Origin of the sequence: Algoriphagus persicinus (assembly GCF_035156415.1) — a bacterium.
In the GTDB taxonomy this organism is placed as follows: Bacteria; Bacteroidota; Bacteroidia; order Cytophagales; family Cyclobacteriaceae; genus Algoriphagus; species Algoriphagus persicinus.
Map to the genome: position 1 here is coordinate 68285 of NZ_JAYEEY010000007.1, position 13974 is coordinate 82258.

General features: G+C 41.3%; 10 protein-coding genes. 5 read left to right on the forward strand and 5 right to left on the reverse strand.

From position 1 onward, the window contains the following. Nucleotides 1–12: 12 nt before the first annotated feature. The 4 genes from obgE to U3A58_RS07285 all read right to left on the reverse strand — a co-directional run bounded on the left by obgE (nucleotide 13) and on the right by U3A58_RS07285 (nucleotide 3125). On the reverse strand, nucleotides 13–1008 hold the full coding sequence (obgE, locus tag U3A58_RS07270; protein WP_323822745.1) for a GTPase ObgE: 996 nt from the start codon (nucleotides 1006–1008) through the stop codon (nucleotides 13–15). Nucleotides 1009–1082: 74 nt separating this feature from the next. Beyond that, nucleotides 1083–1655, reverse strand: coding sequence for an adenylate kinase (locus U3A58_RS07275; RefSeq protein WP_323822746.1), 573 nt, complete (start codon nucleotides 1653–1655; stop codon nucleotides 1083–1085). A gap of 15 nt (nucleotides 1656–1670) precedes the next feature. Further along, complete coding sequence (hpt, locus tag U3A58_RS07280) at nucleotides 1671–2207, reverse strand: hypoxanthine phosphoribosyltransferase (RefSeq protein WP_323822747.1); 537 nt, start codon at nucleotides 2205–2207, stop codon at nucleotides 1671–1673. 9 nt (nucleotides 2208–2216) lie between these two features. Continuing rightward, complete coding sequence (locus U3A58_RS07285; RefSeq protein WP_323822748.1) at nucleotides 2217–3125, reverse strand: aminopeptidase; 909 nt, start codon at nucleotides 3123–3125, stop codon at nucleotides 2217–2219. A 172-nt stretch (nucleotides 3126–3297) separates the two neighbouring features. Here U3A58_RS07285 and U3A58_RS07290 point away from each other — a divergent pair, with 172 nt between their 5' ends. Further along, nucleotides 3298–4584: an OmpA family protein gene (locus tag U3A58_RS07290; protein WP_323822749.1), complete on the forward strand. Its 1287-nt coding sequence runs from the start codon at nucleotides 3298–3300 to the stop codon at nucleotides 4582–4584. Between the two features lie 481 nt (nucleotides 4585–5065). Here U3A58_RS07290 and U3A58_RS07295 read toward each other — a convergent pair whose 3' ends face one another. Continuing rightward, nucleotides 5066–5647: a DsrE family protein gene (locus tag U3A58_RS07295; RefSeq protein ID WP_323822750.1), complete on the reverse strand. Its 582-nt coding sequence runs from the start codon at nucleotides 5645–5647 to the stop codon at nucleotides 5066–5068. Nucleotides 5648–5853: 206 nt separating this feature from the next. On the opposite strand from U3A58_RS07295, the gene U3A58_RS07300 reads away from it, so the two are divergent. The 4 genes from U3A58_RS07300 (at nucleotide 5854) to U3A58_RS07315 (ending at nucleotide 13812) form a co-directional block, all read left to right on the forward strand. Beyond that, a complete protein-coding gene (locus tag U3A58_RS07300) occupies nucleotides 5854–6810 on the forward strand; it encodes a calcium/sodium antiporter (protein WP_323822751.1) in 957 nt (318 codons plus the stop codon). 22 nt (nucleotides 6811–6832) lie between these two features. Further along, entirely contained in the window at nucleotides 6833–8980 is a 2148-nt protein-coding gene (locus U3A58_RS07305) for a cation:proton antiporter (RefSeq protein ID WP_323822752.1), read from the forward strand. 171 nt (nucleotides 8981–9151) lie between these two features. Beyond that, nucleotides 9152–11554: a TonB-dependent receptor gene (locus U3A58_RS07310; protein WP_416377287.1), complete on the forward strand. Its 2403-nt coding sequence runs from the start codon at nucleotides 9152–9154 to the stop codon at nucleotides 11552–11554. Between the two features lie 80 nt (nucleotides 11555–11634). Beyond that, nucleotides 11635–13812 (forward strand): DUF5916 domain-containing protein, encoded by a 2178-nt coding sequence (locus U3A58_RS07315; protein ID WP_323822753.1) that lies wholly within the window; start codon nucleotides 11635–11637, stop codon nucleotides 13810–13812. Nucleotides 13813–13974: the final 162 nt, after the last annotated feature.

A 13974-nucleotide genomic window follows, 5' to 3' on the forward strand; every position in this document is an offset into this window, starting at 1 on the left:
CAAACTGACACCTTAACCTTCTTGAATAGCCTGCCAGATGAGATCCTTGAGCCTGTCAAGATTGAACTGCGAGACAGAAGAAATGAAAACGTGAGGAATCCCCTCAGGTACTTCCTTTGTCATTTCCTTCACAAGTTCATCATCCAGCATATCCGCTTTGGATATTGCTAGGAGTCTACGCTTATCGAGTAGTTCCGGATTATATTTCTCTAATTCTCCTAATAAGATTCTGTATTGTCCCCCAATGTCGACTGCATCAGCTGGCACCATGAAAAGTAAAATCGAATTGCGTTCTATATGGCGAAGGAAACGGATACCTAACCCTTTACCTTCTGCAGCTCCTTCGATGATCCCGGGGATATCTGCCATCACGAAGGATTGATCTCCTCGATAGGCAACCACACCGAGATTAGGCACTAGTGTAGTAAAGGGGTAATCTCCAATCTCTGGTCTAGCTGCCGAAATAGAAGAAAGAAGTGTGGACTTGCCGGCATTAGGAAAACCTACCAATCCAACATCTGCCAATAACTTCAGCTCTAAGATGATCCATTCTTCAATCCCCTCTTCGCCAGGCTGTGAATAATGAGGTGCTTGATTAGTCGAAGTTTTGAAATGATCATTTCCAAGACCTCCTCTTCCTCCTTTGGTAAGGATTACTTCCTGTCCATCTTCCGTGATTTCAAAGCGTTTCTCTCCAGTCTCCGCATCTTTTGCGATAGTTCCCAGGGGCACTTCTAATATCATATCCTTCCCGTCTGCGCCAGTTCTTCTTCCACCTTCTCCACTTTTGCCAGCCTCTGCTATCACATGCTTTTTATACTTCAGGTGGAGCAAGGTCCACACTTGGGTAGTCCCTCTCACTATAATATGGCCGCCTCTTCCACCGTCACCGCCATCAGGACCTCCTTTTGGGACATGCTTTTCTCTTCGAAAATGTGTCGATCCAGGCCCGCCAGCCCCTGATCGGGAGCAGAACTTTACGTAATCTATGAAGTTTGAATCAGCCATTTTTTGATAAAGAAAAAGGCTAAGCTTAAAAGCCTAGCCAAATATGAATTGCAAAATTAGGAAATTTAAGGCAATCAGTAGCTATCTATCACCGAAGTGATGTCTGAGAAGATTTGATCGATTTCTCCTACACCATTGATTATCTGGAGCTTGTTTTGCGCAGCATAATAATCTGCCACAGGAAGAGTTTCCTCCAAGTACACTTTAATACGTGTATTGATTTTCTCATCGTCCTGGTCGTCAACTCGGTTAGAGGTCTTGCCTCGTTCTTTGATTCTTGCTTTTAGTACGCTCTCGGGAACCTGCAATGCAATCATTCCATTGATTTCAAGATTATGCTTGGATAGCATTTTATCCAAAGCTTCTGCTTGAGCAGTGGTACGTGGAAATCCGTCAAAAATAAACCCGCGGGCATCTTTGATCTCATTGATTTTATCCTCGACCATGCTTATCACAACTTCATCAGGCACTAATCGACCTTCATTCATGTACTTTTTTGCAAGCTGACCAAGCTCCGTACCTTCCCCGAGATGCTTTCTGAAAAGATCTCCAGTGGATAAGTGAGTAAATCCGTATCTCTGAATAAGTTTTTCACTTTGAGTGCCTTTGCCCGCACCTGGAGGGCCAAATAATACAATATTATACATTCGTAAGTCTATTATTTAAGGAGTACTGAGTTGATAAATATCGGGTAGATTCCTACCCAACCCATCATAATCGAGGCCGTAACCGACCACAAATTTATTGGGAATTTCAAAACCCACATAATCTAACCCGTAATTAAACTTGAAAGCATCGGGTTTGTGAAGCAAAGTGACTAGGGATAGTTTGGCTGGTTTATATTCAGAAAGTGCCCTTAATAAATAATCCATGCTGATTCCTGTATCAACGATGTCCTCAACAATCAGCACATTTTTACCTTCAATTTTTTCTTCCAGCCCCAAAATTGAGCGAACTTTCCCTGTAGATACTGTACCAGAATAACTACTTATCTTAATAAAGGCTGTAGAAAGAGGCAAGTCAATATACCGGCAAAGGTCAGCCATGAATACAAAGGAGCCATTTAAGACCCCAATAATCACTAATTCTTGACCGGCAAAATCCTGAGTGATAGCTTGCCCAAGTCGGGAATTCCGCTGATTAATTTCCTCTGCACTGAGGTAGATTTCGAATTCTTTATCTTTTAATCTTATACTCATGCCAAATAATTATAGCCTGTCCACTAGATAAGGATAAATATTAACCATTGCTTCCAAGTCCGCCAATGAAACTTTTTCATCTGGCGTATGCACATTCTCCTCAGCTGCACCTATAAAACACCAGTCAATTGCATAGGGTGAAAACTGGACCTCTCTCCCATCACTACCTCCATGCTCTTCAACTTCCAACTGAAAGAGAACCCCACTCTCGATGGCGAGATCAAGAACTCTATCGAGGAACTTTTTTCTCGGGATAAATTTATCACGAATAGAGATCACAACTCCCTTGTGAAATTGAACACCCTCAGTAATCCAAGTGATATCAGAAATCAGTGCCTGCTTTATAGGAGCTGTCTCTTGTATGAATTTCAGTAGAAAAGGCATACTCCCTCCACCTTGTTCCTCATAGGTAGAGAAAACGACCCAACCATCTGAAATTGTTTCGCAAAGCTGTAATGCGGCGTAAATCCCTAACCTGTTGTCTAAATACGCCGCCTGAATGAATTCCTCATCCAATCGTATATTTTGAGCGAAAGATAGTCTGGTACCTGGATCAATTCCACGTGGAAAATCATGAGAAATCTCACTTTCATTACCTTTCAATTTACATGATATCTCTCCCAAAGAGTCTTTACCCTGTAAAACAGTGCCCTCAATTATCTCAGGACTACCAACGCTAATTAGCTGATTATGATACCTCGACATAAAGCCAATAGTGTCTATGTGGGCAAAAACAGCCGTTCTTGGTGCGCCAAATTTCAATAAAATACAATCATGAAAATTTCCACCCGAAAAGATTTCAGGTGAAACATTCCAATATTTCTTCCGTTGGGCAATATATTGTATAATAAAATCTGACGTTCTAGATTCATCACCCGAAACACTATTTTGTTTGAGGATTTCGAATAAAAATTTCATTGTGGCATAAATTATGTTAATATTTCATTCATATATTTGAAAAAAGGCAAGAATTTATTTTTTATCCACAATTGGGTTCTAAATAATTCAGCTAGATTTGTAGTAAATTAAAAGTTAATAAATTTGTATTCACATCAATCAACACTTAAAATTTGAACAAAAATTTTTTGTTATGAAAAAACTAATACTATCAACAATTATGGCAGGCGCTTTGGCATTCGGAGCTCATGCACAGGAATTCGACAAGTTCTCTCTTGAAGTGGGCGGAGGTTTTAACAAACCTATGGCTCCCTTAGGACCTAACTTCCTCTCTCCTACTTTAAACCTTGGCCATGTAGAAGTGGGCGCGAGGTACATGTTCAATGAGAAATTTGGCCTAAAGCTGGATTACGGGTTTGGATCTATGAAGGAGGCAGGAAACGAAGACGCTAATACTGGTTCTTTTGATACCAAATATTATCGTTTAGATCTTCAGGCGGTAACCAATTTAGGAAGAATCATGAATTTCGAATCATTCACTAGATCATTTGGTCTATTGGGTCATTTCGGAGCTGGTATCGGAAACGTCAAGCCACAGGAAAATCTTTACAATGACTTCACTGATGATGTTTACAACTTTATCATTGGCATCACCCCTCAATTGAAATTAGGCAAAAGTGTAGCATTAGTAGGCGATATTAGCACGATTATCAACGGTCGTCAAACCGTAACTTGGGATGGATCTACTGCAATCAGACCTGCTGTGGACAACGGCTTCTTCGGTGCAAACGGTACTTGGTGGACAGGTACAGTTGGACTTCAATTCTACCTAGGTAAAAATGAAGAGCATGCTGACTGGTACATCGCAGCTGACAAATATGCTACCAAAGAAGAACTTGCTACTCAGATCAACGGTATTAAAGATATGTTGAAAGATTCTGATGGAGACGGCGTTCCTGATTACCTAGATAAAGAGCCTAACACTCCAGCTGGAGCAAGAGTAAACTCTGCAGGTATGACTTTGGATTCTGATGGTGATGGCACTCCAGATCACATGGACAAGTGTCCATTCATTCCAGGTCCAGCATCAACCAATGGATGTCCTGTAGAAGAAGTACAAGAGCAAATTGATTTCTTCAAGAAAGCAATCAACGATGGCTATGTGAACGTGTACTACGCATTCGATAGCTCCAAGCCACTTGGATACTCTACTAGCGCAGCTAACTATGTATCTAACTTCTTGAAAAAGAATCCTGGCGTAAGTGTCGAGATCAAAGGATATGCAGATGAATTAGGCCCTGAAGACTACAACATGAAACTTTCTGAAAGAAGAGCTAAGTCAGTTTATGACATCTTAGTAGCTTCGGGAGTAAATGCTTCTCGACTTTCTTATAAAGGTTATGGTGAAGACACTAGCGTGGATAAATCTTCTGCTGATGCAAGACAACTGGCTAGAAGAGCTAGCTTCGAAGTGAAGTAATTTGCACAGACATAAATATTAAGTAAAAGGGCTCGATAAACTATCGAGCCCTTTTTTATTTAGATTCTGCCTTGTGATTTGTACAGTTGCGTTCTATGAAATTCTTCTGGGCTAATAATGAGTTCTTAAAAGAAAATCGGTCACTTGGGAGAGTGACCCAAAACCAAAACTATATTGTCAACGTCATAAGTAAAGTGAAACCTTTGATTTTCAAGTATTTTTAGTCCGTAGAAGAAATGCTAACACCGGGTTTAATCAAGACCTTCCTCAATTCGCAGTAATAAAAAGAAGAAGTGAGGATATTAAATTAAGTAGTAAATTTTCTAAAAGTCTATTTTAACCACGGTGGACGTGGTAGTCCGGCAAGCTCACCAACCATACCTTAGCCAGCTAAAACTGGTATATTTTTTTTAAGGGCACTCTACTCATCTACCAACACCAAAGACCCATTGTAAAGCCTAGTAAATCCTATTTCTTGGGTTCAATCATCACTCACATTGAGATAGGAATACCCCATTTGATCTAGGATGATAAAAGTAGTTTTTGCAGATATAGCCATTTTAACTAAAGGTGTAATATGATTAGAGCTATGATTATAGAAGCCCATACTCTGTCCACAAACATAAAATTTAACCCCAGCATTTTCCAAGGCTTTTATTGCAGCTAAATTGGGATTGCTCGTTTGATACTTTTTCTGATACGCTTCTTCAGAAAGAATCGCCTGAACCAGCCCTCCATGAATTACTGCTGCAATATGGATTTTCTCAGCAGGGACGCCATTCGCTATGTTGAGGTTGTAAGTCCGTGCAACTTCCAAAATGACTGGATGAATGGCAGTGGAATCTTTCACTTTGCCATAGAGATCTAATGCTACCTTATAATTGATCATTGGATCATAGGGCAATGCACTTTCGGCAACAGGCATTACGCCTACCCAAGGGTGGAAATCAAATACAGGATATGAAATTTTCTCTTTGATATGATCTGGCATATCACCTTGCGCAATAGCTGCTGAAAAATTAAAAAGAATAAACATAAACAATGAGTAAGAAAAATGTTTCATAATATTTTGATTTAAAGAGTATTATGAAACATATAAAATATAAACCAAAAAAAAGTAGTGAATTAAATTGATGAAAAATAGTCGAAACCTAAAGGGATTATCATTTAGAAATATTTATTGATATAGCGTGATATTTCATAAGCTTTTCAATCTACTTTTGATGAATTTTTGTACGTAGTTAGCTTTCAAAATAAAATCAAATTACTATGCTTCTTCAAAGTATCATTCTCATTGCCGGGCTTCTATTGTTGGTAAAAGGGGCTGATTGGCTGGTTGATGGAGCCTCCGTTTTGGCAAAAAAATACAAGGTATCTGACCTTGCTATAGGTCTTACAATCGTGGCTTTTGGCACCTCTGCGCCCGAACTGGTAGTGAACTCCGTCGCTGCTATGGGAGGTTATCCTGACATCGTTTTCGGAAATGTGATCGGCTCCAATAATTTTAACTTATTTATCATTCTCGGTATTGCTGGACTCATTACTCCGCTTGCGGTGCAATCAAGCACCGTTTGGAAAGAAATACCATTTTCCTTGATAGCAGCAATTGTCCTATTATTTCTAGCCAATAATTACTTTAGTGATGACACCCCTGGACTATCATGGGTGGACGGGAGTATTTTACTCGTGTTATTTGCAGGCTTCCTCTACTATGTTTTTACCCAGCTCAAATCAGATCCTAGTACTGACGAAATTGAGCTTAAAAACTACTCCAATGGAAAAATATGGGTTTTAGTCAGTATTGGATTGGCAGGCCTGGTGATTGGTGGCAAACTCGTAGTTGACAATGCCGTCGCCATGGCACAATCACTTGGTGTAAGCGAGAAAATCATTGGACTTACGATCGTAGCTGCAGGCACTTCACTACCAGAACTCGCCACTTCAGTGGTCGCGTCGATGAAAAAGAACAATGACATAGCCATTGGCAATATCATCGGATCAAACATCTTTAACATCTTCTTGATTCTAGGTGTGAGCTCACTCATCAGTCCCCTGGATTTTTCCCTGGCATTCAATACCGACATTTACATTTTGGCGGCGGGAACGATCTTTTTGTTTCTAGCGATGTTTACCGGCAAGCGCAAAAAACTAGATCGCTGGGAAGCCGCCATACTTCTCATGTTTTATATAGGATACACTACCTATCTCGTCAGCAAGGAATTGTGAGTTCTCACTAAAACAAAGCACGATGCACCTAGATCAACTTTCGGAATTTATTTTACCCATCGATAATCCGGTACTCAAATTCCTGTTGATATTGTTGATCATATTGCTTGCACCGATTGCTCTCAATCGGATAAAAATTCCGCCATTGCTCGGATTAATCATAGCTGGTGCTATCATCGGCCCCAATGGGCTGAATTGGATAGAGCGTGATAGCGGCATCATCCTTTCGGGTACAGCTGGAATGCTTTATATCATGTTTTTGGCAGGGCTGGAGATCGATATGGCAGATTTTCGTAAAAACAGTAAGAAAAGTATAGTTTTTGGCATATACACCTTTCTAATTCCTATGCTATTGGGAATGATGGCTGGGATTTATATTCTGAATCTAGGCATGCTTTCCTCAATTTTGCTGGCAAGTATGTTTGCATCCCATACCCTGATCGCCTATCCGATGATCTCCAAGATGGGCATTGCGAAAAATCAAGCCGTCAATATCACTGTAGGCGGTACGCTCATCACGGATACCCTTGCCTTATTGGTACTTGCAGTCGTCGTAGGAGCCACTCAAGGAGAAGTAAACACTACTTTTTGGATTAAATTAGTCCTATCCTTAATCCTCTTTACAACCATTATTTTATTTCTACTTCCAATGGTAGCACGCTGGTTTTTGAAAACATATGAAGACAACGTCTCTCAATATGTGTTTGCATTAGCGCTAGTATTTACGGGGGCTGCATTAGCAGAATTGGCAGGAGTAGAACCCATCATTGGTGCATTTCTAGTTGGTTTGGCTGTAAACCCACTAATTTCGCATACCTCACCTTTGATGAATAGAATAGAGTTTGTAGGCAATGCGATCTTTATTCCTTTTTTCCTAATTGGTGTTGGGATGCTAGTAGATTTCACAGCATTTATTGATGGCTGGAATACGTTCATTGTTGCGATGGTCATGACCGTAGTAGCCACGCTGGCAAAGTTCCTGGCCGCTTTAGCCACGCAGAAAACTTTTGGGTTCTCAAAAGATGAACGTAAAGTGATTTTTGGCTTGAGTAATGCACAAGCAGCAGCAACTTTGGCAGCTGTCACAGTCGGGTACAGGATTATTATTGGCACAGATGAAAGTGGAGAGCCCATCCGACTCCTCTCCGAATATGTGCTAAACGGCACTATCGTTATGATCCTGGTGACCTGCACAATTGCATCACTTGAAGCTCAAAAGGGTGCAAAAAGAATCGCATTGGCGGATTCACCACTGGATGAAGAGGCAGGTGAAGAAATAGCAGAACGTATCCTGATCCCAGTGCGAAACCAAGAAACCTCAGACGAGCTAATTCATCTAAGCATCATGCTAAAATCACCTCAGAAGCAATCTAATCTTTATGCACTCAGTATTATCAACCCGGATCTGCAAGATGTGAGTGCCGAAATGAAAGCTCAAAAAACGTTAAATCAAGCCAGCAAGACCGCAGGTTCGACGGATCATTTTCTATATGAACTACTACGATATGACACGAATATTGAACATGGGATATCGAGCGTAATTCGCGAAAACAAAATCACTGACTTAGTACTGGGCCTACACGAAAAGGCTGCCGTAGAAGATAGTTTTCTGGGTGATCTCACCGAGAGACTCCTTAGTAAATGTAATACAACGACGTTCATTTATAAGCCACATCAGCCCTTCGACACCCATAGACGCCATTTGGTTTTCATCCCTCCTCATGCTGAGATGGAACTAGGCTTTCCTTTTTGGCTGGTAAAAGTCTGGAATATAGCGCGGAATTCCGGTGCAAGAATGATTTTCTATGCTTCACCCGAAACAAGAGAATACCTCAGGGATATTCTCACAAAGCATCCTATTCGCGTGGATTTTCGGCGTTTCCCTGAATGGGATGAATTGGAAAGTCTAAATATTCTCCTCAAACCAGACGACAATCTGATCATGGTACTAAGCCGAAAAGGAGAAACTTCCTATCACCCGCGCTTGGAGCGTGTCCCTAAACTGATTAACATCTGGCTAAAAAACCACAGCTTCATCCTAATCTACCCCAACCAACCTAAGGCAGGCGGCATGCTTGTAATGGACATGATGCATGGCTCACTCATCGGCCCCATAGAGCGACTGGATTGGATAGGCAGGACGGTCGCTAGCCTTTTGAAAAGAAAATAGGTATTCCAGCAACTGGCAAAGCCGTTTTCTACTCGTCCGTAATATTCAGCCTTTAGTCATTTTTTAACTGCTTTTCCCAGAAAATCAAAATATCTTTCCATGATTTTAATCCCTTGAAAGAATTATTTCGGATTTCAATCTTCTCAAACCTAAAACCTAACCCGACATCTAATGTCTATTGCTTTCCATAGTTCTTTCGGTAAGATCTGTCTCTCGCTTTTTATGAGCCTACTTTTTTGCGGGGCCATCCTTGCCCAACAATCCTCAAAAAAGGGAGTTTTGAGTGGGGTAGTTCTGGCTGATGGAGCTGGTTCTCCGCTGCCCTTTGCTTCTATAGGTATATACACCAAGACTGATAGCCTCATTTCTGGAGGTCTTTCTGATGATGATGGTAGATTCCAAATCGATATTTCAACCGGACAATATTACGCCTTAGTAGAATTCATGGGTTACGAGCCTTTCAAAACTGATTCATTTTCTATTTCAAAAGACGCTCCATCACATGATTTAGGCCAAATCAACATGCAGAGCACAGCTGGAGATTTGGAAGAAGTTGTAGTTCAGGGAGAAAAGACCACTATGGAACTTTCACTAGACAAAAGGATCTTTAATGTGGGGAAAGACCTGGCTAATGCAGGCGGGACTGCTAATGATATTTTGATGAATTTGCCTTCTATTTCTGTAGATCCAGAGGGAAATGTACGCTTGAGGGGATCTGCAAATGTTCGGATTTTGATCGATGGAAAGCCCTCTGGATTAGTAAGTTTCAAAGGAAGTAGTGGCCTGCGTCAGCTGCCTGCCAATATGATCGAGCGGGTGGAAGTCATCACCAATCCTTCCGCCAGATACGAAGCCGAAGGAATGGCAGGCGTGATCAATATCATTCTGAAAAAAGAGAATAATCAAGGCTTCAATGGTTCCTTTGAAGTAATCGTAGGTACACCCACCAATCTTGGATTCACTGCCAATTTGAACTATCGCCACAAAAAAATCAATTGGTTTATAAATTATGGACTGGCATATAGGCGCTCACCAAATGTGGGCGAATTGTACCAAGAAGTTTATGGTCAAGATACTACATTCATCCTCAATCAGAGCAATGAAGGAATTGTCAGCGGTTTGAATAATAATATCCGAGGGGGACTGGATTATTACTTCAATGAAAAGAGTATTCTAACACTGTCATACCTCTGGCGTAGAAGCGATGCACACAGAATCACGGATATTCGCTACGAAGACTCCTGGGATACTGTTGACAACCTGCAGAGCTATACCTTGAGAAGGCAGGATGAAACCGAAGAGGAACCAAACTCAGAGATTTCGGCCAACTATAAGCGGACCTTTGAGCAAAAGGGACATGAACTTACGACGACTTTCACCTACCTGAATTATTGGGAAAATTCAGATCAACTATTCACCCAAAACACTTTTTCACCCGCAGGAATCGAAAACAAAGCCCAAGAGCAAGTCCAAACTTCTCTGAATGACGAATATGAAAATCAGTATTTAGCAATGCTGGATTACGTCAAGCCATTTGGAAAAGAGGGAAAGTTCGAAACTGGATTCCGCACGAGTTTTCGCAGGATGAAAAATGATTACATCGTTCAGGAGAAAGGTAATGATGGTGAGTTTTCGCCCATTCCAGGATTAGACAATATTTTTCTATACGATGAAAATATCATGGCGGCGTACGGGATCATTGGCAATAAAACTAACAAATGGAGCTACCAAGGAGGTTTGCGAGTAGAGAACACAGATGTAAAGACCATTTTGCAAGAGACTAATGAAGAGAATCCAAGAAAGTACACCAACCTCTTCCCTAGTGCACATTTGACCTATAATATCACCCCAGAAAATGCCTTTCAGCTTAGCTACAGCAGAAGGGTGCAAAGGCCTGTTTACAATGACCTCAGCCCTTATGTAACCTTCTCAGATTCCAGGAATTTCTTCAGCGGAAATCCTGATTTGAATCCCGAATACACCAATGCGTTCGAGCTGGGGCATATCAAGTATTTTGACAAAGGAACGCTGTTCTCGACGGTTTACTACCGAAGTACAAATGACAAAATCGAGCGGCTTCGAACTGTCAACGACGATGGACACTCAGTAACTAAACCATACAACTTGAATGGGGAAAACTCTTTTGGTGTAGAACTAAGTGGCGATTATCGCCCAAAAGAATGGTGGAAAATCGATATGAACGTGAATTTCTTCCATGCGAATATCGATGGAAGTAATATTCAGGCTGACTATACTGCCACAACTTACTCTTGGTTATTCCGCCAAACATCTCGCTTTACGTTAAATAATGGCTTGGATCTACAGCTTCGGGCAAACTATGAAGCTAGACAAAAAACAGCCCAGGGGGTCAGGAAAGGGATATTCTTTATGGACATATCTGCAAGCAAAGGCATCATCCAAGATCGAGGAACCGTGACTTTGAATGTGACTGATGTGCTCAATTCCCGAAAAAACAGATACATCACAGAAGGTGCAAATTTCTTTACTGAAGGTAGTTCACAACGTCAAATGAGACAAATTAATCTGACAATGAATTACCGCCTTAAGCAGTAAATTATTGCTATATCAGAGCCACTAATACATTTCAGCCTTATGAGTAATTACAATTGTACCCTTAGAAATACTTCTTTTGCATGCGCAAACTCCTTTTATTCCTATTTCTAAATTTATTATTAGCAGCTTCACTTTCAGCTCAAAAAATCAATTCGAATTATCAACTTCCTATCCAAAAAGCAAGCTCGATGATTCTAATTGATGGAGCTCTTGATGAGCAAGCATGGCTGGATGCGGAAGTAGCTACAGATTTCTTCATGATTACTCCGATGGATACCAGCTTTGCGAGAGTAAGAACGGATGTTAGGATGACTTATGATGATGAAAATCTCTACTTACTCGTGGAGAATTTTCATGCAGTCGAGGGCCCATATATGGTCGAGTCCCTTCGACGGGATTTTAGTTTTGGCAAAAATGATAATTTCCTGCTCTTCATGGATCCTTTCGATGATCAGACCAATGGATTTTCCTTTGGAGCAAATGCAGCAGGAGCCCAATGGGATGGAATCATGTACAATGGCGGCAACGTAGATCTAAGCTGGGATAACAAGTGGACTTCCAAAGTCACCAATTACGAAGACAAATGGGTCTTCGAGGCTAAAATTCCTTTCAAATCCATACGCTACAAAAAAGGCATTACCGAATGGGGAATCAATTTTTCCCGACTAGATCTGAAAACCACTGAAAAATCAGGTTGGGCTCCGGTTCCACGACAATTCCCCTCAGCTTCTTTAGCATATACGGGAGTACTCGTATGGGACAAAGCCCCACCCCAAACTGGAGCAAATATTTCTGTGATTCCTTATGCTCTGGGAGGGTTTAGCAAGGAAGTCGCAGATGGAGCACCTGCCGTGTACAGAAAGGAAGTAGGAATGGATGCCAAAATCGGATTGACTTCCTCTCTGAATTTGGATCTGACCGTAAACCCCGATTTCTCCCAAGTGGAGGTAGACAGGCAGGTAACCAATCTAGACCGATTTGAATTGTTTTTCCCTGAGCGAAGACAGTTTTTCCTGGAAAACGGAGATTTGTTTGGGGGCTTTGGCTATAGCACTATCCGCCCTTTCTTCTCCAGAAGAATAGGCTTAAATGCCCCAATTCAATTTGGTGCAAGACTGAGTGGGAAAATAAATAAAAACTGGCGAGTCGGAGGAATGAATATGCAGACTGGAAAAGTGGATGAAGATGAATTGCCCTCTCAAAACTTCACCGTATTAGCACTGCAAAGACAAGTAGGGGCAAGATCAAATATCACAGGGATCTTTATCAATAAGCAATCGCTGAACTATAATCCAGATCCAACTACCGAAGCGCCTATTTATTCCCAATTCAACCGTAATGTGGGTTTGGAATACAACCTAGCCTCTTCTAATAATCTCTGGACAGGGAAAGCTATGATGCTACAGAGTTTTGGCCCAGGCAATGTAGGCAATGGATTTGTCCATGCAGCAAACCTGAAATATACCGCAGGAAATCTTACCTGGGCCTGGCAACATGAATATGTCTCTGAAAACTACACAGCAGAAGTAGGTTATGTGCCGAGAAGAGGATTTTACAAAATCAATCCTCAGGTGGGCTATCGCTGGTTTCCAAAAAGCGAAAAAATCCTAAGTCATGGCCCTGATGTAAGTACCACTTTCTTTTTTAACAAAGACGGAGAGAAAACAGACAACACAACTTTTCTCGCTTATAATCTAAAGTGGAGAAGTCAAAGCACCTTTATGCTATGGACGAGCACAGACTATGTCAAATTACAGCGCCCCTTTGACCCTACAAATTACAGCGGAGATACGCTGGCCACAGGCACAGAACATCAGTGGTATGCCATGGGTGCTGAATATACATCCAAGCCCCAAAGCTTATTCACTTATGCCTTCAGCGCACGTGCAGGAGGATACTATGCCAATGGTCAGCGATACAATGCTACCGCCGAATTGGGCTACCGATTCCAGCCTTATGTGAGCCTGGCAATGTCAGCTGCATACAATGAAATCTTGTTACCAGAACCATGGAATACTACAAGCTTTTGGTTGGTTGGACCTCGGGTGGATGTCACCATGACCAATACACTATTCTTCACGGCCTTTGTTCAGTACAATGAGCAAATCGAGAACATCAATCTGAACACCCGCTTCCAGTGGCGATTCAAGCCCGCATCTGACCTATTTTTGGTTTACACAGACAATTATCTTCCTGCTCCTTTTTACACCAAAAACAGATCTCTGGTATTGAAATTTACATATTGGTGGAATTTGTAGATCCAAGAAAGACAGAATAGCCTCCTTGAAATCCACTCATCGAGACTTTGAAGATGCCATTCAAATAGGATGAGCTGAGTCAATGAGCAATATCAATTACATTGTAAGCCGGAATTTGAAGGATTTCAAAACATCATCAATTCCCGCCATTTCAGTTCAGGA

Coding starts and splice junctions, on each gene's coding strand:
- U3A58_RS07295 (WP_323822750.1), bottom strand. CDS start 5,647: ATGAAACATTTTTCTTACTCATTGTTTATGTTTATTCTTTTTAATTTT.
- U3A58_RS07300 (WP_323822751.1), top strand. CDS start 5,854: ATGCTTCTTCAAAGTATCATTCTCATTGCCGGGCTTCTATTGTTGGTA.
- U3A58_RS07315 (WP_323822753.1), top strand. CDS start 11,635: ATGCGCAAACTCCTTTTATTCCTATTTCTAAATTTATTATTAGCAGCT.
- U3A58_RS07305 (WP_323822752.1), top strand. CDS start 6,833: ATGCACCTAGATCAACTTTCGGAATTTATTTTACCCATCGATAATCCG.
- obgE (WP_323822745.1), bottom strand. CDS start 1,008: ATGGCTGATTCAAACTTCATAGATTACGTAAAGTTCTGCTCCCGATCA.
- U3A58_RS07290 (WP_323822749.1), top strand. CDS start 3,298: ATGAAAAAACTAATACTATCAACAATTATGGCAGGCGCTTTGGCATTC.
- U3A58_RS07310 (WP_416377287.1), top strand. CDS start 9,152: ATGTCTATTGCTTTCCATAGTTCTTTCGGTAAGATCTGTCTCTCGCTT.
- U3A58_RS07275 (WP_323822746.1), bottom strand. CDS start 1,655: ATGTATAATATTGTATTATTTGGCCCTCCAGGTGCGGGCAAAGGCACT.
- U3A58_RS07285 (WP_323822748.1), bottom strand. CDS start 3,125: ATGAAATTTTTATTCGAAATCCTCAAACAAAATAGTGTTTCGGGTGAT.
- hpt (WP_323822747.1), bottom strand. CDS start 2,207: ATGAGTATAAGATTAAAAGATAAAGAATTCGAAATCTACCTCAGTGCA.